Origin of the sequence: Porphyrobacter sp. CACIAM 03H1 (assembly GCF_002215495.1) — a bacterium.
In the GTDB taxonomy this organism is placed as follows: domain Bacteria; phylum Pseudomonadota; class Alphaproteobacteria; order Sphingomonadales; family Sphingomonadaceae; genus Erythrobacter.
Genome location: NZ_CP021378.1, coordinates 2743961 through 2762493 on the forward strand (window position 1 = coordinate 2743961; position 18533 = coordinate 2762493).

General features: G+C 68.4%; 21 protein-coding genes. 9 read left to right on the forward strand and 12 right to left on the reverse strand.

Annotated elements, in window-relative coordinates; genetic code table 11:
* Positions 1-10 precede the first annotated feature (10 nt).
* Positions 11-940 carry a hemolysin family protein gene (locus CBR61_RS13100; protein WP_088914761.1) on the reverse strand — a complete coding sequence of 310 codons (930 nt, stop codon included), beginning with the start codon at positions 938-940 and terminating at the stop codon, positions 11-13.
* Between the two features lie 26 nt (positions 941-966).
* On the reverse strand, positions 967-1446 hold the full coding sequence (gene ybeY / locus CBR61_RS13105; RefSeq protein WP_088914762.1) for an rRNA maturation RNase YbeY: 480 nt from the start codon (positions 1444-1446) through the stop codon (positions 967-969).
* Positions 1447-1569: 123 nt separating this feature from the next.
* On the opposite strand from ybeY, the gene CBR61_RS13110 reads away from it, so the two are divergent.
* Positions 1570-3024, forward strand: a complete 1455-nt coding sequence (locus tag CBR61_RS13110; RefSeq protein WP_088914763.1) for an erythromycin esterase family protein — start codon at positions 1570-1572, stop codon at positions 3022-3024.
* Here the strand turns inward: CBR61_RS13110 and CBR61_RS13115 are convergent.
* Together CBR61_RS13115 and CBR61_RS13120 are read right to left on the reverse strand one after the other, a co-directional pair.
* Complete coding sequence (locus CBR61_RS13115; protein ID WP_088914764.1) at positions 3021-3404, reverse strand: hypothetical protein; 384 nt, start codon at positions 3402-3404, stop codon at positions 3021-3023. The genes CBR61_RS13110 and CBR61_RS13115 overlap by 4 nt on opposite strands.
* Before the next feature lie 12 nt (positions 3405-3416).
* Complete coding sequence (locus tag CBR61_RS13120) at positions 3417-4460, reverse strand: PhoH family protein (RefSeq protein ID WP_088914765.1); 1044 nt, start codon at positions 4458-4460, stop codon at positions 3417-3419.
* A gap of 213 nt (positions 4461-4673) precedes the next feature.
* Between CBR61_RS13120 and CBR61_RS13125 the strand changes: the two genes are divergently transcribed.
* Both CBR61_RS13125 and CBR61_RS13130 read left to right on the forward strand, forming a co-directional pair.
* A complete protein-coding gene (locus tag CBR61_RS13125; protein WP_088914766.1) occupies positions 4674-5492 on the forward strand; it encodes a hypothetical protein in 819 nt (272 codons plus the stop codon).
* Positions 5493-5498: 6 nt separating this feature from the next.
* On the forward strand, positions 5499-6413 hold the full coding sequence (locus tag CBR61_RS13130) for a hypothetical protein (protein WP_088914767.1): 915 nt from the start codon (positions 5499-5501) through the stop codon (positions 6411-6413).
* On the opposite strand, the gene miaB is transcribed toward CBR61_RS13130, so the two are convergent.
* Together miaB and CBR61_RS13140 are read right to left on the reverse strand one after the other, a co-directional pair.
* On the reverse strand, positions 6393-7742 hold the full coding sequence (miaB, locus tag CBR61_RS13135; protein WP_088915626.1) for a tRNA (N6-isopentenyl adenosine(37)-C2)-methylthiotransferase MiaB: 1350 nt from the start codon (positions 7740-7742) through the stop codon (positions 6393-6395). The two genes, CBR61_RS13130 and miaB, sit on opposite strands and share 21 nt — an antisense overlap.
* A 93-nt stretch (positions 7743-7835) precedes the next feature.
* Positions 7836-8297: a peptidylprolyl isomerase gene (locus CBR61_RS13140; protein WP_088914768.1), complete on the reverse strand. Its 462-nt coding sequence runs from the start codon at positions 8295-8297 to the stop codon at positions 7836-7838.
* Between the two features lie 102 nt (positions 8298-8399).
* Here CBR61_RS13140 and mgtE point away from each other — a divergent pair, with 102 nt between their 5' ends.
* Genes mgtE through CBR61_RS13165 form a run of 5 tightly spaced genes read left to right on the forward strand, consistent with a single transcriptional unit; the run spans position 8400 to position 12934 of the window.
* Entirely contained in the window at positions 8400-9848 is a 1449-nt protein-coding gene (mgtE, locus tag CBR61_RS13145; RefSeq protein ID WP_088914769.1) for a magnesium transporter, read from the forward strand.
* Positions 9849-9881: 33 nt separating this feature from the next.
* Positions 9882-10640: a glucose 1-dehydrogenase gene (locus CBR61_RS13150; protein ID WP_088914770.1), complete on the forward strand. Its 759-nt coding sequence runs from the start codon at positions 9882-9884 to the stop codon at positions 10638-10640.
* Positions 10640-11140 carry a nuclear transport factor 2 family protein gene (locus tag CBR61_RS13155; RefSeq protein WP_088914771.1) on the forward strand — a complete coding sequence of 167 codons (501 nt, stop codon included), beginning with the start codon at positions 10640-10642 and terminating at the stop codon, positions 11138-11140. The genes CBR61_RS13150 and CBR61_RS13155 overlap by 1 nt, the downstream gene beginning before the upstream one ends.
* A complete protein-coding gene (locus tag CBR61_RS13160) occupies positions 11137-12510 on the forward strand; it encodes an aromatic ring-hydroxylating dioxygenase subunit alpha (RefSeq protein WP_088914772.1) in 1374 nt (457 codons plus the stop codon). The genes CBR61_RS13155 and CBR61_RS13160 overlap by 4 nt, the downstream gene beginning before the upstream one ends.
* 31 nt (positions 12511-12541) lie before the next feature.
* Positions 12542-12934, forward strand: a complete 393-nt coding sequence (locus CBR61_RS13165; protein ID WP_088914773.1) for a DUF1489 family protein — start codon at positions 12542-12544, stop codon at positions 12932-12934.
* Here the strand turns inward: CBR61_RS13165 and CBR61_RS13170 are convergent.
* The 5 genes from CBR61_RS13170 to CBR61_RS13190 form a co-directional block, all read right to left on the reverse strand.
* Positions 12931-13509: an HdeD family acid-resistance protein gene (locus tag CBR61_RS13170; RefSeq protein WP_088914774.1), complete on the reverse strand. Its 579-nt coding sequence runs from the start codon at positions 13507-13509 to the stop codon at positions 12931-12933. The genes CBR61_RS13165 and CBR61_RS13170 overlap by 4 nt on opposite strands.
* A 79-nt stretch (positions 13510-13588) precedes the next feature.
* Positions 13589-14107, reverse strand: coding sequence for a hypothetical protein (locus CBR61_RS13175; RefSeq protein WP_088914775.1), 519 nt, complete (start codon positions 14105-14107; stop codon positions 13589-13591).
* 127 nt (positions 14108-14234) lie between these two features.
* Positions 14235-14921, reverse strand: coding sequence for a DsbA family oxidoreductase (locus CBR61_RS13180; protein WP_088914776.1), 687 nt, complete (start codon positions 14919-14921; stop codon positions 14235-14237).
* A complete protein-coding gene (nudC, locus tag CBR61_RS13185) occupies positions 14918-15811 on the reverse strand; it encodes an NAD(+) diphosphatase (RefSeq protein WP_088914777.1) in 894 nt (297 codons plus the stop codon). The genes CBR61_RS13180 and nudC overlap by 4 nt, the downstream gene beginning before the upstream one ends.
* Positions 15811-17142, reverse strand: a complete 1332-nt coding sequence (locus CBR61_RS13190) for a serine hydrolase domain-containing protein (RefSeq protein WP_233996735.1) — start codon at positions 17140-17142, stop codon at positions 15811-15813. The genes nudC and CBR61_RS13190 overlap by 1 nt, the downstream gene beginning before the upstream one ends.
* Positions 17143-17260: 118 nt before the next feature.
* Here CBR61_RS13190 and CBR61_RS13195 point away from each other — a divergent pair, with 118 nt between their 5' ends.
* A complete protein-coding gene (locus tag CBR61_RS13195; RefSeq protein WP_088914779.1) occupies positions 17261-17482 on the forward strand; it encodes a hypothetical protein in 222 nt (73 codons plus the stop codon).
* Here the strand turns inward: CBR61_RS13195 and CBR61_RS13200 are convergent.
* A complete protein-coding gene (locus tag CBR61_RS13200; protein WP_088914780.1) occupies positions 17479-18522 on the reverse strand; it encodes an A/G-specific adenine glycosylase in 1044 nt (347 codons plus the stop codon). The genes CBR61_RS13195 and CBR61_RS13200 overlap by 4 nt on opposite strands.
* Positions 18523-18533: the final 11 nt, after the last annotated feature.

Consider the following 18533-nt stretch of genomic DNA (forward strand, 5'->3'; position numbering starts at 1 on the left):
AAAGTTGCGCCTACTGCACGTCTTCCTCGGTCGCCGGGGGATGCAGCCGCAACCGCGTCACATGAGTTTCGTCGCCTGCGGTCACCTCGATACGCCAGCCGCTCGGGTGCTCCAGCACCGTGCCGACCGGCGGCACCGCCTCGGCGAGCACGAAGGCGAGCCCGCCCAGCGTGTCGACTGCCTCTTCCACATCGGCAAGGCGCGGGTCGATGCGCTCGGCGATGTCATCGAGTTCGGCGCGGGCGTCGATGTCCCACATGCCTTCTCCAATGGGGGAGATCAGTTCCTGCGGGGCCTCGTCGTGCTCGTCCTCGATGTCGCCGACGATCTCCTCCACCAGGTCCTCGATCGTGATGAGCCCGTCGGTGCCCGAGAACTCGTCGAGCACGATCGCGAGGTGCACGCGCTGGGTGCGCATGTCGGCGAGCACGTCAAGCGCCCCGCGCGCCTGGGGCACGTAGAGCGGCTGGCGCATCAGCGTGGTCCAATCGGCGGGTGGCGGCGTGCCGTTCGCGAGGAAGGGGAAGATGTCCTTAATGTGGATCATCCCGATCACCTGATCGAGCGTCTCGCGGTAGACCGGCATGCGCGAGTGGCCGTGTTCGGAGAAGGCCGCGACCATTTCGTCCCAGCTGATCCCGGCCTCGACCGCGATGATCTCGCCGCGCGGCACGGCGACATCGTCGGCATCGTGTTCGGAGAAATGGAGGAGATTGCGCAGCATCTGCCGCTCGACCCGCGACAGATCGCCCCGTGTGCCTGAGCCCTCGTCGCTTCCGGAGCCGCCGTTCTCGTCTTCGTGCTCGTCGATCGCTTCCTCGAGCTGCTCGCGCAGGGACCGCGCGCCCTCGAGCCTCAGGATCTTGCGCAGAGCAGGCCACAGCCCGCTGCTACTGTCCGCGTCTCCCGATTGAGACGTGGAGGAATGGGAATCGGCCATGGCCTTGCGAAGGGCTCCTTGTGGTTTCACCCGCCATATGGGTCAGCGATGCCCAGTTTGGCAAGTATGCGGGTCTCCAGAGCTTCCATCGCCTCGGCCTGTTCGTCGCTGTCGACGTGGTCGTGACCGGCAAGGTGGAGCAGCCCGTGGACGATAAGGTGCGTCGCGTGGGCCTTGAGAGTGACGCCCTTCTCCGCCGCCTCGCGCGCGCAGGTTTCATGCGCAAGAGCGATGTCGCCGAGCATGACTGGAGGGCCATCAGGGGCGAGCACCTCAAGCTCGTCCCGCTCGAGCATCGGGAAGGAGAGCACGTTGGTCGGCTTGTCTCGCTGCCGCCACTCGCGATTGAGGGTGTGGACCTCCGCGTCCGAAGTGAACAGCACGCTGGCGATAAGGCGCGGGTTGGAGAGCAGCGGCTCCCCCTCGCCCGCAGCGGCAGCAGCGCGTGCCGCGAGCGCCTCCCAGTCACCGGCAGGCCAGTCTTCGATATCGATGTCGAGTTCCATGCCCGTGCGCCTTAGCCCGGAATCCCCGCCGGGGGAAAGCCGCGTCCTTGCGCCGTTTCGCCCTTCGAATCCGCCGCGATCCCCGCTAGCGTGACGCGCGAACACATTCCGGGGGGAATTGCGATGCGACTTGCCAAACTGGTGATCGGTGCGACGCTGTGGGCAGGAGGGACGGGCGCGGCTCTGGCCGAGCCCGAACTGCCCGATCTCACGCCCGCGACCGCAGAGGAAGAGGCAGCAGCCGTCGACTGGATCAAGACCAGCGGCGTCGCCTTCGACCCCTCGGCCTATGACACCGCGACCCTGGCACCGCTGGCGCAGCGGCTCGGCGGCGCGCGGGTGATCGGCATCGGCGAGGCGACCCATGGTTCGCATCAGGATCAGGCCTTCAAGGCCGCGCTGATCCGGCAGCTTGTCGCCAGCGGCCAGATCGAGGTGCTGATCCTCGAGGCCAACCGCGAACCGGCGCTGGCCTTCGACCGCTATGTCCGCGAAGGGATCGGCGATCCGGCCGTGGTGATGCAAACCCCGGCCTTCTTCCGCATCTGGAAGAACGACGAATTCGCGGGCCTGCTGCTGTGGCTGCGTCACTGGAACCGGACCGCTGAGCGCAAGGTGCGGATCGTCGGGGTGGACGTGCAGGACGGAGGGCGCGACGCGGCGGCGGCGCTGGCGCTGGCGGAGCGGCACGATCCTGCCGCCGCCGCGCGCGTGCGCGCCGATCTCGCCCCGCTGATCGCGGCGATGGAGAAGCCGCGTACCCGCTTCGTCGATTGGCTGATCGATGCCGAGCGCGCCGAGACGGAGCGCGCCGCCACCGGCGCCGCCGCGCTCGACGCGTGGTTCGCGGCCGCTCCTCCTGCCGCCCGCGCCGATCCCGGCTTTGCCGAAGCGCGCTGGGCGGCGCGCACGGCGCACCAGGCCTTCATGGCCTTCGAATTCGAACGCGCCGATGCCGACAAGTCGAAGGCCGATGCCGCCTATTTCGCCCGGCGCGACCGCTACATGGGCGAGAACGCCCTCGCGATGCTCGAGCCGGGGGAGCGGGGCGCGCTGTGGGCCCATGACATGCACGTGCTCGAGGATCTGCCCGACATCGCCAAGGCGGTGGGCTTCGTGACGGTCGGCACGGTGCTGCGCGAGAAGCTGGGGGAGGATTACGCCACGGTCGGCTTCACCTGGTCGCAGGGTGCCTTCCGCGCGACGCTGGTGCCCGAAGGCGCCGACTTCACGCGCGCCTCGCAGCGCCAGACGCTCGAGCCCTTCAACCTGCCCAACAACCGCCCGGGGGAACTCGGCCACGTGTTCGACCGCACCGGTCAGGTGGCGATGTGGATCGATCTCGCGCGGCGCCCGGCCGAGGGCCCGGTCGCGCGCTGGACGGGGCGACCCTACTGGCGCGGCTGGTCAGGCTGGGTCGCCAATCCGGCGAATTGGCAGGTCACCAGTTTCGAGACCGGCGACATTCCCCTGCCCGTCGGCATGGGGCACGACGTGATCGTGTGGTTCAAGACAATCAGCCCGTCGCACCTGTGGCCGCAGCCGCCGATACCGGAACAGGCGGCCCCCGGCTCCTAGGCCGCCCAGATCAGCCCGATCCCGCCGAGCACCGACAGAGGCCCGATGAGCCGCACTGCGGGCAGGGGGATGCGCTTCGCCCAGAACACCGCATAGCCGTTGTGCCATCGCAGCGGGATGATCAGCAGCACCATCGAACTGGCGACGATGAACCCTCCCGCAATGGCGAAGAACTGCGGGAAGCGCGAAACATCGGCGCGCACCATCATCGCCGCGCCCGCGACCAGCCGGGGCACCTGCTCGATCGCGTTGATGCGACAGGTTGTGGCGGTGCGGCTCAGGAGGTCGAGTGCGCTGGCCGGGCGGAAGGCCATGAGCCAGCCGGCCCACACCAGCCACGCGGCAGCAGCCAGCAGCACGAACCATGCAGCGATGAGCATGGCCGCTCCGCGCTAGGCCCCCTCGCTCTCGTCCTTGCCCTCGTAGGCCTCGACGATCCGACCGACGATCGGGTGGCGCACGACGTCGGCGGCGGTGAAGCGGATCGTGCCGAAGCCTTCGATGCCCTCGAGCTTCTCGACCGCGTCGTTCAATCCGCTCATCCTCGGTCCGCCGGGTATGTCGACCTGGCGCGGGTCGCCGCAGATCACCATCCGGCTGTTCTGGCCGAAGCGGGTGAGGAACATCTTCATCTGCTCGCGCGTGGTGTTCTGCGCCTCGTCGAGGATGATGAAGCTGTCGGCGAGCGTGCGTCCGCGCATGAAGGCGATGGGCGCGATTTCGATCTCGCCGTTCGCCAGCCGCCGCTCGACCTGCTCGGGCGGCATGCAGTCGTTGAGGGCATCGTAGAGCGGCCGCAGATAGGGATCGACCTTCTCCTTCATGTCGCCGGGCAGGAAGCCCAGCTTCTCGCCCGCCTCGACCGCCGGGCGCGACAGGATCAGGCGCTGGACGCTCCCGGTGATGAGCTGGCTCACCGCCTGGGCGACCGCGATATAGGTTTTGCCCGTCCCCGCCGGCCCCAGCGCGAAGATGATGTCGTCGCGGGCAAGCGCGCGCATGTATTCGATCTGCGTCGCGGAGCGCGGGACGATGGTCTTCTTGCGCGTGCGGATCATGATCGGCGGCGCGCCCTGATCGCCCGCGATGATGCCCTCGAGCGTCGGTTCGGCGGACATCGCGATCATCGATTCGATCGCGCCGCTATCGAGCGCCTCGCCGCGGGCGAGCCGGTCGTACATGGTCTTCAGGGTCTCGCGGGCGCGGGCGACGTCGTCCTCCGGCCCCTCGATCACCACCTGGTGCCCGCGCGCATGGATGAAAACCCCCAGCCGGTTCTCGACCTGCACCAGATTGGCGTCGAACTGCCCGAACAGCGGGCCCAGCAGGGCCTGGTTCTCGAAGGTCAGATCGACTCGCGCGCGCCGGGGTGCCGGAATGCCGCGCGGATCGGGCGAGAGCGCCGGGTGTCCGGCACGGGAGGGTCGTCGGCCCATAGGTTCCTTTGGCTAAGGACCGGGGACGATCCCCCGGACCTTGAGTCGCGAAGGTAAGTCGCCCGCGCGGCTTGGCAAGCCGTGTGCGGCGAGATGGTGGTGGAAAGTCATCGAAGTGCCATCCGCCTTGCCGGGGGAACGTCTTGCAAAGGTCGCCCGTTCATCGACAGTTCAGCGCCAGAATGTTGATTTTGCGAACGAAAGGATGTGCCGATGAGACTCAGCCTCGCATTCCTCGGCGCCGCAAGCCTGTTCGCCACTGCCCCGCTCCACGCCAGCACAACGACGGAAAGCGGGCCGCCCGAGGCGTCCTCGCTGGCGCTCGTGCGGACCGTGGCCGGCCATCCCGAAGACCGCCGCCCGCTTGCCAAGCTGCGCTCGCCGCTGTGCCTGGTGGTGGCCGCCGAGGATCAGGACTTCGCGCGGGTCGTCGCCAAGCGGATCATCGACAATGCTCGCGCCGCCGGGGTCCGCACCCGCAGCGCAGGGTGCTCGCCCAACGCGCTGGTCAGCTTCACCGACGATGCCCGCGCACAGATGCAGGCTGTCCGCGATGGCGGCCGCAAGCTGTTCCGCCGCATGAGCGAGAAGGAGATCGACGCCGCACTCGCCGGTCGCGATCCGGCCTACGTTTTCCAGGCGGTCGAGATGACCCCCCGCATCGGCGAGGGCGACGCGGAATTCGGGGTTTCTACCAGCGGCGATAACTGGACGAGCGAACGTTCGATCCTGCGCACGCCGGAAGACCTGCTGACGACGATGGTGGTGTTCGAGGAGCGTGCGACCGGCGGCTTCAGCCCGGTCCAGCTCGCCGATTACGCGACCCTGCGCCTGCTCGCGCCGACAGCGGAGGTCGCAGCCGATGCCGCGCTCGCACCGCGCACGATTCTCTCGATGTTCGTCGCCCCTGCCGAGGCCCCGCGCGAATGGACCGCGTCGGACAGGGCCTATCTGCGGGCTCTCTACACCATGCCGCGCACGGCTTTCGCCCACGAGGTGCTGGCCGCTGCGGCGGCAAAGGGCGGGAGGTAGAGGCCGATGCGCCGGGTGCTTGCGCTCTGGGCGATTGCCGCGGTTGTCGCGAGCACCCCCTCCGTCGGTGCCGCTCCGCCTGACACCGCCAAGGCTAAGCGTGTGCCCGAGGGCGAGCCGATCATCGTGCGCCCGCCCTCCACCGAAGCCGAGCGCAAGCGGGAGATGCGCGAATTCACCCGCGAGGTGATCCGCCAGCCGCGGATGAACCAGCCGGTGGCGAAGTTCTTCTATCCCGTCTGCGTCGCGGTGCTCGGCCTTGCGCCCGGGGATGCCGAGGTGGTGGCCGCGCGGATCCGCGATAATGCCGATGCGCTCGGCGTCGGTGCCGAGCGCAAACCCGGCTGCGTACCGACGGTGCGGGTCGCCTTCATGGCCCCTGCGGCAGGGCCTGCGGCAAGCTGGCTCAGCATGGAGTCGCCGCAGCTCGCCCATCTCGCCGGCTACCAGCGCGAACGCGTGCTGGGCGAGACCGGGCCGGTGCGGGCGTGGAACAGGATCGCGGTGCGCGACGCGACCGGTCAGGCCTTCCGTCCACAGCTTGGCGACCAGTTGAGGTTCCCGACGTTCACGGAAATCGAGCCGCTCAGCCGCACCGATCCAATCGTCACCACCGAGATCACCGGGGCCGCGGTGCTGATCGCGCGCGATGCGGCAGACGGCCTCACGCTCGGACAGCTGGCCGACTATGCGACGATGCGCGCCCTGCTCGGCACCGGGTCGCCCGAGGGCAGAGTGCCCGCGCCCACCATCCTGACCCTGTTCGACGATCCCGCCCCGCCCGAAGGCCTCACGGAGTTCGACCGGGCGCTGGTGAGCGAGCTCTACAACGTGTCGCGCAATGCCAAGCCGCGCCGGGTCTACAACGACATCGCCCGCGCGGCAGTCGCCGCAGAACGATCAGGCCGGGACGGAAACTAGCCCTTTCAGGGAGTTGGGGCCGGCTTCAGCGAGCGTGACTTCGACCAGATCGCCGATCGCGTGATCGCCCTCGAACCACACCGATTGCAGCCAGGGCGACTTGCCGAGCCACTGGCCGGGATGGCGCCCGGTGCGCTCGACCAGAACCTTGCAGGTCTTGCCGACACTCGCCTGGTTGAAGGCATACTGGTGGTGCCCGATGCGCTGCTGAAGGCGCTGGAGGCGCTCGTCCATCACCTCGGGGGCGATCTGGCCGTCCATCGTCGCCGCGGGCGTGCCGGGACGCGGGGAGTACTTGAAGCTGAAGCAGGCGGCGTAGCGGACTTCGTCGACGATGCTCAGGGTGTCCTCAAACTCCGCCTCGGTCTCGCCCGGAAAGCCGACGATGAAATCGCCCGACAGCGCGATATCAGGCCTGACGGCGCGGAAGCGCTCGATCAGCCTGAGGTAGCTTTCCGCCGTGTGCTGGCGGTTCATGGCCTTGAGGATCCGGTCGTTCCCGGCCTGCACGGGGAGGTGCAGATAGGGCATGAGCTTGGCGACCTCGCCATGCGCGGCGATGAGGTCTTCGTCCATGTCGTTGGGATGGCTGGTGGTGTAGCGGATACGCTCCAGCCCATCGATCCCGGCGAGCGCCCGGATCAGCCCGCCAAGGCCTCCGCGCCGCCCCTTCTCGTCCTCGCCCGACCACGCATTGACGTTCTGGCCGAGCAGCGTGATCTCCTTAGCGCCCGCTTCGACAAGTTTCTGCGCTTCGGAAACGAGGTGGCTGAAAGGCCGCGATATTTCCGCGCCGCGGGTATAGGGGACGACGCAATAGGTGCAGAACTTGTCGCAGCCTTCCTGCACCGTCAGGAAGGCGCTCGGGCCGCGCTTCTTGCGCTGAGGGAGCGCGTCGAACTTGGCGATGGCGGGCATGTCGGTGTCGGTCGCGCGCTCGCCCTTCACGGCCTTGTCGAGCATCTCGGGCAGCCGGTGATAGGCCTGCGGGCCGACCACGATACTGACCGCAGGCGCGCGCGACATGATCTCCTCGCCCTCGGCTTGCGCGACGCAGCCCGCGACCGCGATCAGCGGGGCCCTTCCGCCTTGGGCCTCTGCTTCCTTGCCCGCCGCGACCAGCCGGCCGATGTCGGAATAGACCTTTTCCGCGGCCTTCTCGCGGATGTGGCAGGTGTTTAGGATGACGAGGTCGGCCTCTTCCCCTTCGGGCGCGGGCACGATCCCCTGCTCGCCCAGCAGCTCGCCCATGCGCTCGCCGTCATAGACGTTCATCTGGCAGCCGAAGCTCTTGACCCTGTAGGTCCGGGGAGGCGTTTGCGGTTTCATGAAGGCCGCGCCCATAGCGCCAAGCGCCCGGCGGTTCAACGAAAAGGGGCGGCCGAAGCCGCCCCTCCGGATCCTGCAATGCGATGGTGTCGCTCAGGCGACCGTCGCCTTGACGATCTTCCCCGGCGCGCGCGGCGGTTCGCCCTTGGGGATGGCGTGGACGTGTTCCATGCCGCTGATGACCTGGCCCCAGACGGTGTACTGCTTGTCGAGGAAGCGCGCGTCGTCGAGGCAGATGAAAAACTGCGAGTTGGCGCTGTTGGGGTTCTGCGCGCGGGCCATCGAGCACACGCCTTCGACGTGCGGCTCGGCGTTGAACTCGGCCGGAAGGTCGGGCTTGTCGCTGCCGCCCATGCCGGTGCCGGTCGGGTCGCCGCCCTGCGCCATGAAGCCGGCGATCACGCGGTGGAAGATCACCCCATCGTAGAAGCCTTCCTGCGCCAGCTCGGTGATGCGCGCGACGTGGCCGGGGGCCAGGTCGGGGCGCAGCTTGATGACGACATCGCCGTGTTCGCCGGTGCCGTTGTCGAGGGTGAAGGTAAGGGTTTCGGCCATCTGGGGTATCTCCTGCGTGAATTTGCCCGCGCTTTTAGCAGCCATGTCGCCCCTGTCACCCTCCAGCCTTGCTTTTGCGCCCTCCCCGCCTAAACCGCCGACATGGCCGACGACCGCATCCCCGAAGACGATCTCCTGATCGCCGATTCCGGCGAGGTCGAGGTGCGTCCGGACGACCGCGTCGACGACGAGCGTCACGACGAGGAGAACCGCCTGAAAGCCGATTACGTCGGCGCGGTGCGCGATGCCCTCGATGCGGGCGACAAGGGCGCGGTCTACGATCTGGTCGAGCCGCTGCACGCAGCCGACATCGCCGACCTGATCGAGCTGCTCGACCGCTCGGAACGCGCGCAACTGGCGACCGCGATCAGCGATCTGATGACCAGCGACGTCATCGCGGAACTGAACGACTACGTGCGCGAGGACCTGATGGAGGCCCTGCCCGCGCAGGCGGTCGCCACCATCGCCGAGCAGCTCGACACCGATGACGCGGTGCAGCTCATCGAGGACCTCGATGAGGACGACCAGCGCGCGGTCATGGCCGAGCTCGAGCCGGAGACCCGCGAGGCCGTCTCGAGCGCGCTCGCCTATCCCGAGGAAACCGCCGGGCGCCTGATGAGCCGGCACTTCGTGGCGGTGCCCGAACATCTGACGGTCGGCGATCTGATCGATTACCTGCGCGAGGCCGGCGATCTGGAGCATGACTTCTTCGAAGTCTTCGTGATTGACGAGCGGCACCATCCGGTCGGCACCTGCGCCCTGAACTGGATCCTCACCACCCCGCGCTCGGTCAAGCTGACCGACGTGATGAAGCGCGACCAGACCCTGATCCCGGTGACGATGGATCAGGAAGAGGTCGCGCTGATGTTCCAGAAATACGCGCTGATCTCGGCCGCCGTGGTGGACGAGAGCGGGCGGCTGGTCGGCCAGATGACCGTCGACGATATCGTCCACATCATCTCCGAAGAGGCGGGCGAGGACGCGCTGCTGCTGTCGGGCGCGGGCGACGGGGACATCAACGAGCCGATCGTCGATTCCTACAAGGCCCGGGTGCGCTGGCTGCTGGCGAACCTCGTGACCGCTTCGGTCGCCTCGACCGTGATCGCGCAGTTCGAGGACGTGATCGCGACGATGGTGGCACTTGCGGTGCTGATGCCGATCGTGGCGGGGATCGGAGGGAATGCCGGCACGCAGACTCTTGCGGTGACGGTGCGCGCGATCGCCACCAACCAGCTCACCGACGCCAACACCTCCCGCGCGATCCGGCGCGAACTCAGTATCGCGGCCCTCAACGGCGCGAGCATCGCGGTGGTGCTCGGCAGCATCGTCGCGGTGCTCTTCGGCAACCCGCTGCTCGGCGGCGTGATCGGCGCGGCGATCCTGTGCAACATCATGATCGCCGGCATTGCGGGCGTGTGCGTGCCGCTGGTGCTGCAACGCCTGAAGGCCGACCCGGCGATCTCCTCGTCGATCTTCGTCACCATGACGACCGACTCGATGGGCTTCCTGGTCTTCCTCAGTTTGGCAGTGGTGAGCGGTCTGGTCGGCTGATAGCCTCTCCCGAAACACAGCGGGGAGAGAGCGATGGCAGGACGGGTGGCAGGCAAGGTGGTGCTGCTGACAGGCGGCGCGATGGGGCTCGGCAAGGCGTCGGCCAAGGCGCTGCTGGCCGAGGGTGCCACGGTGATCATCACCGATATCGACGAGGCGGCGGGCAGCGCCACGGCAGCGGAGCTGGGCTGCGGTTACATCCGGCAGGACGTGACCGACTGGGCGCGCTGGCAGGAAGTGATCGCGGAGGTCGAACAGGTCCACGGGCGGCTCGACGTGCTGGTGAACAACGCCGCGATCACCGTGTTCGGCTCGATCGCCGACATCTCGCCGGAGGATTTCCGGCGCTGCTACACCGTCGACGTCGACTCGATCTTCATGGGCTGCAAGGCGGCGATCCCGCTGATGGCGAAGGGCGGCGGCGGATCGATCGTCAACTTCTCGTCGGCGGCGGGCAACAAGGTCTCGCCCGATCTTGCCGCCTACAACTCCGCGAAGGCGGCCGTGGTGACGCTGACCAAGTCGATCGCGCTCTACTGCGCGCGCGAGAAGAACGGGGTGCGGGTCAATTCGGTCCAGCCGGGAACGATCCTTACGCCCAACGTCGAGAGCGTCATCGCCGGCACACCCGACCCCGAGGCGACCCGCGCCGCCTTCTCCATCGCCCAGCCCATCGGTCGGATGGGCGAGGTCGAGGATATCGCCCACCTCGTGGTCTACCTCGCCAGCGACGAAAGCAGGTTCGCCACCGGCGCGCCCTTCATCGTCGATGGCGGGTTGAGTATCGCTTGATGGGCAGCGCGGAGGATCGTTTCGCCATCATCGATCTGGCCGCACACTACATGCGCGGGCTGGACCGGCTCGACGGGGCATTGCTGGCGGCGCAGTTCTGGCCCGAGGCGCGGTGCGAATACGGGGTGTTCTCCGGCTCGCCAGCCGACTTCGCAGACTTCTGCATGACCATGCTCGCCGGGCACCAGCGCAACCATCACCTGATCGGCCAGCACCTGATCGACTTCGCCGGCGAAGATGAGGCCTTCGGCGAAGTCTACTACCAGGCCTATCACCGCGTTTTCGATGACGGCGACGCGCCGCGCGATCTGTTCATCTCCGGACGTTACGTCGATCGCTACGAGCGGCGCGGGGGCATCTGGAAGATCGCCTACCGCAGCGAGCTGGTCGACTGGGTGCGCGATGATCCCGCGACCGACGGCATGGTTGCAGCCACCCCCTTCATCATGGGTCAGCGCAAGCCCGACGACCCGCTCTACCACCGCGAGGCGATGCGGTGAGCAGGCCCGATCTCACCGCCCCGTCCGACCCCGCACTCGCGCCGGGGGAGGCGCGCTGCCCCGGCCCCTCGATGCAGGACATCCTCGATGCCGATGGGGACAATCCCCCTGCCGCGATGCGCGCGCAGGCCTACACCTTCCTCGGCGACGCAGACCTGCCCTTCGCGCGCTACACCGACCCGGCCTTCCACGATCTCGAGATGGAGCGCCTGTGGCCGGGCGTGTGGCAATGGGCCTGCCGCGAGGAGCATATCCCCGATCCCGGCGACCGCTATGTTTACGACGTCGGCCACCACTCGGTGCTGGTGATGCGCGGGGCCGACCGGCAGATCCGTGCCTTCGTCAATTCCTGTCCCCACCGGGGGATGAAGTTCGCCGCCGAAGGTTCGCGCGGGGTGCGGCGGGCGCATATCCGCTGCCCGTTTCACGGGATGAGCTGGAACCTCGACGGCAGCTTGCGGGAAATCCCCTGTCGATGGGACTTCCCCCACGTCTCCGACGAGAATTTCGGCCTCGACGAAGTCGCCTGCGAGACCTGGGGCGGGTTCGTCTTCATCCACATGGGTGCCGATCCGCCGCCGCTGGCCGAGCAGCTCGAAGTGATGCCGGAGCACTTCAAGCTCTGGCCGATGCACGACCGCTATGTCGCGCTCCACACCGAGAAGGTGCTGCCCGCCAACTGGAAGATGGCGATGGAGGCTTTTCTGGAAGCCTTCCACGTGCTCGAGACCCACGCGCAGGCGGTCTACACCGCCGCCGATGCCAATGCGCAATACGACATCTTCGGCAAGCACGTGTCGCGCTTCATCCATGCGGTCGGCGTGCCCTCGCCCCACCTCAGGCAGGAGGTCAGCGAGGCGACGCTGTTCGGCAAGCTGGGGCGCGATCCCTCCGCCTTGCCTGAGGGCGCCAAGGCCCGCGCCGAGCACGCGCGACTGTTGCGCGAGGAACTGGGCGCAGCTTTCGGTACCGACCTTTCGAGCGTCTCCACCAGCGAGATGATGGATTCGATCGAGTACTTCCTCTTCCCCAATGCCTTCTTCTTCCCCGGCATCGGCATCCGCCTATGCTACCGCTTCCGCCCGCTCGGGCCGGACGAATGCCTCCACGAGATTCTGGTGTTGCAGCCCCTCCCCGCCTCTGGCGAGCGCCCGCCGCCCGCCACCCCGGTCCGGCTCGGCGTCGAGGACAGCTACACCACCGTCCCCGGCTTTGCGCTCGCGGAGATCCTCGATCAGGACACCGAGAACCTCAAGCTCCAGCGCGACGGGGCCAAGGCCTCGCGGAAAGGGGCGCAGACGCTCGGGAACTATCAGGAGGCGCGCATCCGCCGCCTGCACCTGACGCTCGACGAATACCTCGCCCGTTGACTCCCGGCGCCGGGTGCCGGAAAGCCGCAGGATGCCGCTTCACCTGACCAAGATCGCCTTCGGGGCGAAAAGCTATGCGCATCTCGAAAGCTGGTATGAGGGCCGCGAGGCGATCGCCTTGACCACCCGCAACCGCCCGACGCGCCATGCGGAGTGTATCGGCGGATCGCTGTACTGGATCATCAATCACGCGATCGTCGCACGCTCGCCGATCCTCGGGTTCGAGAAGACGGATGATGGCCGCTGGGACATCGTGCTCGAACCGCGCCTGATCCGCGTCCACACCCAGCCCAAGCGCGCGCATCAGGGCTGGCGCTACCTCACCGAGGACAAGGCCCCGAGGGACGTGGCCGAGGGGGAGGACATCGGCGATGCCCTCCCCGGCAGGCTGGCGATGAAGCTGGAGCGGCTCGGGCTGGTCTAGCCGCCCGGCGCGGGCTCGGCGTCCGCCTCCTTGCCGGTGCAGCACACGAAGCTGAAGCCGGTCAGGATCATGTTGACCCCGACCACGATGCCGAGCAGCGCCACCGAAAGCCCGCTCGGCAGGCCGAACAGCACCAGCACGCCGAGCGCCAGCGACAGCAGTCCGGATACGACGAACAGCCACCATGCGCGCTGCCGGCGGATGCGCAGGCCGAGCATGATCCGGGCCGCGCCATCGGCGGCGAAGAAGGCCCCGAGCAGCACCGTCAGCGCGAGCACGCCGGCCAGAGGGGCGACGAGGAAGATGATCCCGCCCCCGACATAGAGCAGCCCCAGCAGCACCTGCAGCGCGAAGCCGCGCCAGCCACGCAGCCGGATGGCCTGTACCAGCGTGACGATCCCTCCGGCGAGCAGGGTGACACCGACGACCAGATTGAAGGACAGGGCGGCTAGGAAGGGGAACAGCAGCGACAGCGCCCCCACCGTCATCAGCAGCACGCCGAGCGCGACGAAGCCGCCGCGCCCGATATCGGGCAGCGCCCTGGCGGGCGCGCGCATCCGGGGCATGAGTGCCATCGTTCCGGCCCTTCGGTTCTGCGGTGCCGGACCGGGCGCGAGGGGCTTACCCCCGCGTCCGGCCAGGCTAGGCCAGCGATCAGGCCACGCCGCGCGCCCGCGAGGCGTTGTGGCCGCCGTTGCGGTAGAGCACCTCGCGCAGCTTTTCCTCGTCGACGCCGATATCCTCGACCGTCACCACCACGCCGCCTTCCTTGATGCGGTCGTTGTAATAGGTCGCGTCTTCCTCGCTCACGCCGTGCTTGGTGAGCGTTTCGTTGAGCGTGCCGCCGATCGCGCCGAGAACCGCGCCGACGCCGACCGCTTCCGGCACGGCGGCGGCAGCGATGGCGCCGGCCGCGGCGAGCGGCCCGACACCCGGGATCGCGAGAGCGGCCACGCCCAGCCCTGCGCCCAGCGCCCCGCCGCCGAGCACGCCGCGCAGCACGTTGCGATGGTCCTCGTCGGTCACGTCGATGTCGCCCGAGCGCGTGGTGGTGGTGCCCTTGTGGTGGGCGATCACCGACATGTCGTGATCGCCGATCCCCAGCATCCGCAGATCGCGCACGGCGCGCTCGGCTTCGGCGTGGCTGTCGAAAATGGCTGAAACCTTGGACATGGGTGTTCTCCTGCTGGAATGGAGCGTCCGGCCGGATGGCGGGTCGCGTCCCACCGGCTTGCAGGGAACGGCGCAAAGGGGCGCTGACATGGGTGGCTGACGGACGGCCCCCCGCCCCGAATATGGGTCAACCCGCCGCGCGCACCTTCGCGGCGACGCGGCGCAGGGCGTTCACGTAGACCTCGGGGGTTTGCGCGCCCGGGATCAGGAACTTGCCTTCGACGATCATCGCCGGGACGCCGGAGATGTTCATGTCCCAGGCCTGCTGTTCCTCGGCGATAACGCGGGCCTCGAGTGCGGGATCATCGAGCGCAGCCTTCGCCGCCTCGCGGTGGAGGCCAGCCGCGGCGGCGATATCGAGCAGCACCGTCCGGTCCGACAGGTCGCGGCGCTGGTTGAAATGTGCGCGGAACAGCGCGAGTTTGAGGGCGGTCTGCACCTCGGGGCCGGCCTGCTCGAGCGCGAAGGCGAGCAGCTTGTGGCAATCGCGAGTGTTCCACATCATCGCCGGAGGGGCATCACCCTCACCTTCCCACGACAGCGACACGCCAGCGCTTTCGGCAATCGACTTCATCTGCCCGCGAATGCGCGCGCCCTCTTCCGCCGGGCGGCCATATTTGCGCCGGAGATGGGCCTCCTGCTCCTCGCCCTCGGGCGGCATCTGCGGGTTGAGCTCGAACGGTCGCCAGCGGATCTCGGCCGCGATCTCGCCTTCGAGTTCCTTCAGCGCCTTCGACAGCTGGCCATAACCGATCAGGCACCACGGGCACATGACATCCGACCAGATGTCGATGACAAGGCGATGACCTGTCATCGGTCGAGCCACCAGCACACCAGATGGTGCGCAATCGCGAAGGGGCGCGGGAAGTAGAGCAGATCCGTCCCCGCTTCCCCGGCCGCGCGCGCTTCCATCAGCTCGGCGCGGGTGAACCAGCGGGCGTCCTCGAGCTCGGTCTTGTCGATGTTGAGCGTCGGATCGTCGGCGACCGAGGTGCAGCCGATCATCAGCTGGCTCGGGAAGGGCCAGGGCTGGCTGGCGATGTATTTCACATCGCGCACCCGCACGCCCGCTTCCTCGTGGATTTCGCGCGCGACCGCTTCCTCGATGGTCTCGCCCGGTTCGACGAAGCCGGCGAGGGCTGAATACATCCTGGGCGGGAAGCGCGGCTGGCGGCCCAGCAGCAGCCTGTCCTCATGTTCGACCAGCATGATCGTGACAGGATCGGTGCGCGGGAAGTGGTCCGCGCCGCAATTGTCGCAGTGCCGCTGCCAGCCGCCCTTGACGAGCTTCGTCGGCGAGCCGCAGCGCGCGCAGAAACGGTGCCGCGCATGCCAGTCGACAAGGCTCCTCGCCGCGCCGTAGATCGCCAGGTCCGGCGGCGCGAGCTGGGTCATCAGCTGCCACGCCCGCGGCATGGCATAGGCCGGCCCTTCAGCGCCCTCGGCGGGAACGGGAGCGAAGTGCGCCTTACCGTCGAGCATCCCGAGGAACACCAGTTCGGCCTCCTCGGGCACGTCCGCCAGCGAGCCCCACACCAAGCCGCCCTGCTCGTCCACGCCCGGCAGCAACCCCTCGAGCAGCAGCACCCTCGCGCGCCAGTTCATCAGGCCCGCCAGTGCCGCATCATCGACGCGGATGTGGTCCGCCCGGTCGATCGGCGATCCGGCGAAGGCCATGAGCGGCGCAGACGCGGGGGCGTGCATCACGCGGCCTTCTTCTTCGCGCGCATCGCCGCGAGGTCGCTCTCCATCGCGGCGAGGAATTCGTCGCGGATCGGATAGGCTTCCGACGGCATGTACTGGGTCCACAGCGCGCTGCGCAGGCCAAGCTCGAAATCGACCGCCGCCAGCGTGCCCGCCGCCCCGCCCCAGCCGAAGGTCGTGCCGGACGAGCGCCCGCCCGCGCCGTGGCCCTCGCCTTCCATCCAGCTTCCCGTGAGGTCGACCGTGGCCGGGATGAGGTTCGAGGTGCCGACGCGCACCGCCTCCTCGCTCATCACGAACTTGCCATCGAGCCGGCCGTAGCCGAGCAGCATCCTCAGGAAGCGGTCATAATCCTTGGGCGAGGACACAAGGCCCCCGCCGCCGGTGGGCACCTCGGGCGGATCGAGGTAGATCGAGTTCGCCGCCGGATCGAGCGGGAAGGCATTGCTGCCGAGTATGCCGTAATTGTCGGTAAGGCGGTGCACCTCGCTCGCGGGGACTTGCATCCAGGTGCTGGTCATGCCGCAAGGGTCGAAGATGCGCTTCTTGAGGAAGGCCTCGAAATCCATCCCGCTCGCCACCTCGATCACCCGGCCGAGCAGGTCGATCGAGCAGCTGTAGTTCCACTTCGTCGCCGGCTGGTACATCAGCGGCAGTTCGGCGAGGCGGTCGGCCCATTCTGCGAGATTGGGCGCGGGGGTCACGGGCGGGAAGCCCGGGATCGGCATCCGGCTCACCCGTCCGCCGACAAGGCCGGCAGCGCTGTAGGCATCGACCAGCGGCGATTTCGGGTTGATCTGGTAGGCCAGCCCGGCGGTGTGGGTGAGCAGCTGGCGGATGGTGATCGGACGGATCGCCGGCTCGGTGTCCATCAGGTCGGCGTCGGGGCGCACCAGCACCTGCATGTTGCGGAAGGCGGGCAGGATCTCGTGCAGCGGCTGGTCGAGGCCGAGCTTGCCCTCGTCGATCAGGATCATGGTCGCCATGCCGGTGATCGGCTTGGACATCGAATATATGCGGTAGAGCGAATTCTCGTCGACCGGGGCGGGCTTCGCCAGCGAGAGCGTGCCGCCGCCGACGGTGTGGGCGTGGTCTTCCTGCCCCCAGCCGAAGGTCAGGAACAGGTTGGCGAGCTTGCGGGTGCCGACATACTTGTTTGCCATCGCCGCGACCGCGGGCCAGTCCTCGGCAACGTCATGCGCCAGCAGCGCGCGGCCGAAGGGCAGCCCGGAAAGCGCGCCGCCTGCGGCCAGCAGCGCACCGCTGCGGAACAGGGCGCGGCGCGAGATCACGGGAGAGGCGAAGGCGTAGGTCGACATGGGGGTCGGCATGTGGGGAGAATCTCCGGCTTGGTGCGTCGCGGCCATGTCTGCGGCAGGGCGCGGCGCGGGTCAATCGGGGGCACAGGGGGTGCTTGCAATCGCGGGGCGTATTAGCCATATAAGACACATGCTCAACGTCCTCGCCTATCTCGTCGGGCTTGTCAGCCTCGTGATCGTGATCCCCGCGCAGATCCCCCTGCTCGGCTGGGCCAACTGGCTCGCGCTGCCGCTGATCGTGGTCGGGATCATCATCGGTGCCTTGTCCTCGAAGGACGGCGGGCGCAATTTCTGCCTGATCGTGCTGCTGATCGCGGGCGTCAGGCTGACGCTGGGCGGCGGGATCCTCTAGTCCGCCGCCAGCGCGATCTGCGCTGCTTTCGCAAAGAGCGTCGCGAGGCCCGCCTCGCCGATCCTTTCGACCGGCCACCAGCCGCCCTCGCCCGCCGGTTCCTGCGCGGTTTCGAGCGTCAGCACCTCCAGCGTCAGGCTGGCATGGGTGAAGCCGTGCCGCACCGCGCCGAGGCTGCGCCATTCACCCGCAAGCGGCGGCGTGCCGGATCCATCCATGCGCGCGCTCCAGCCGTCGTCGGGCAGGGCGCGCATCCCGCCGAGCATCCCCTCTGGCGGACGGGTGACGAGCCACACATCGGCGCCCCGGTTGCGGGTGATCCAGTAGGCGGTGCCCCGCCGCTCCGGCACCGCCTTCTTCGCCGGCTTGACCGGCAGGCGTTCCGGCTCGCCTGCGCGGCGACCCTCGCAGGCTTCGGCGAGCGGGCAGAGGAGGCAGCGCGGGGACTTGCTGGTGCAGATATGCGAGCCGAGGTCCATCAGGGCTTGCGCGAAGTCCCCCGCGCGCCGCTCGGGCGTGATCCTGTCCGCCGCGGCGCGGATCGCCTTGCGTCCGCCCGGCAGGGGTTCGTCGATCGCGAAGAGCCGCGCCGCCACCCGCTCGACATTGGCATCGACCACCACCGCCCGCTCGCCGAAAGCGATCGCGGCCACGGCGGCAGCGGTGTAGTCGCCAAGGCCGGGAAGCGCGCGCAGTTCGGCCTCGGTTCGGGGAAAGCCGCCCCGCTCCGCCACGGCACGCGCGCATTTCACCAGATTGCGGGCGCGCGAGTAGTACCCGAGCCCCGCCCATGCCGCCATGACGTCATGGTCCGAAGCGGCGGCGAGCGCATCGACCGTCGGCCAAGTGGCGGTGAACTTCGCGAAGTAGGGCTTCACCGCCGCCACCGTGGTCTGCTGGAGCATCACCTCCGACAGCCATACGCGATAGGGCCATGCGGGGTCATCGGGCAGCGCGCTCCCCGGCGGCAGGCGCCACGGCAGGTCGCGGGCGTTCCCGTCGTACCACGACAGCAGTTGGTCGGAGATGCTGGCAGTCACGCGCCGCCTAT

Excerpts from the sequence above, each read along its gene's own strand:
- CBR61_RS13175 (WP_088914775.1), bottom strand. The coding sequence starts at position 14,107 with ATGTCCAAGGTTTCAGCCATTTTCGACAGCCACGCCGAAGCCGAGCGC.
- CBR61_RS13180 (WP_088914776.1), bottom strand. The coding sequence starts at position 14,921 with ATGACAGGTCATCGCCTTGTCATCGACATCTGGTCGGATGTCATGTGC.
- CBR61_RS13150 (WP_088914770.1), top strand. The coding sequence starts at position 9,882 with ATGGCAGGACGGGTGGCAGGCAAGGTGGTGCTGCTGACAGGCGGCGCG.
- CBR61_RS13140 (WP_088914768.1), bottom strand. The coding sequence starts at position 8,297 with ATGGCCGAAACCCTTACCTTCACCCTCGACAACGGCACCGGCGAACAC.
- CBR61_RS13120 (WP_088914765.1), bottom strand. The coding sequence starts at position 4,460 with ATGGGCCGACGACCCTCCCGTGCCGGACACCCGGCGCTCTCGCCCGAT.
- CBR61_RS13100 (WP_088914761.1), bottom strand. The coding sequence starts at position 940 with ATGGCCGATTCCCATTCCTCCACGTCTCAATCGGGAGACGCGGACAGT.
- CBR61_RS13130 (WP_088914767.1), top strand. The coding sequence starts at position 5,499 with ATGCGCCGGGTGCTTGCGCTCTGGGCGATTGCCGCGGTTGTCGCGAGC.
- nudC (WP_088914777.1), bottom strand. The coding sequence starts at position 15,811 with ATGCACGCCCCCGCGTCTGCGCCGCTCATGGCCTTCGCCGGATCGCCG.
- CBR61_RS13115 (WP_088914764.1), bottom strand. The coding sequence starts at position 3,404 with ATGCTCATCGCTGCATGGTTCGTGCTGCTGGCTGCTGCCGCGTGGCTG.
- CBR61_RS13195 (WP_088914779.1), top strand. The coding sequence starts at position 17,261 with ATGCTCAACGTCCTCGCCTATCTCGTCGGGCTTGTCAGCCTCGTGATC.
- CBR61_RS13190 (WP_233996735.1), bottom strand. The coding sequence starts at position 17,142 with ATGCCGACCCCCATGTCGACCTACGCCTTCGCCTCTCCCGTGATCTCG.
- CBR61_RS13165 (WP_088914773.1), top strand. The coding sequence starts at position 12,542 with ATGCCGCTTCACCTGACCAAGATCGCCTTCGGGGCGAAAAGCTATGCG.
- ybeY (WP_088914762.1), bottom strand. The coding sequence starts at position 1,446 with ATGGAACTCGACATCGATATCGAAGACTGGCCTGCCGGTGACTGGGAG.
- miaB (WP_088915626.1), bottom strand. The coding sequence starts at position 7,742 with ATGAAACCGCAAACGCCTCCCCGGACCTACAGGGTCAAGAGCTTCGGC.
- mgtE (WP_088914769.1), top strand. The coding sequence starts at position 8,400 with ATGGCCGACGACCGCATCCCCGAAGACGATCTCCTGATCGCCGATTCC.
- CBR61_RS13125 (WP_088914766.1), top strand. The coding sequence starts at position 4,674 with ATGAGACTCAGCCTCGCATTCCTCGGCGCCGCAAGCCTGTTCGCCACT.
- CBR61_RS13110 (WP_088914763.1), top strand. The coding sequence starts at position 1,570 with ATGCGACTTGCCAAACTGGTGATCGGTGCGACGCTGTGGGCAGGAGGG.
- CBR61_RS13170 (WP_088914774.1), bottom strand. The coding sequence starts at position 13,509 with ATGGCACTCATGCCCCGGATGCGCGCGCCCGCCAGGGCGCTGCCCGAT.
- CBR61_RS13155 (WP_088914771.1), top strand. The coding sequence starts at position 10,640 with ATGGGCAGCGCGGAGGATCGTTTCGCCATCATCGATCTGGCCGCACAC.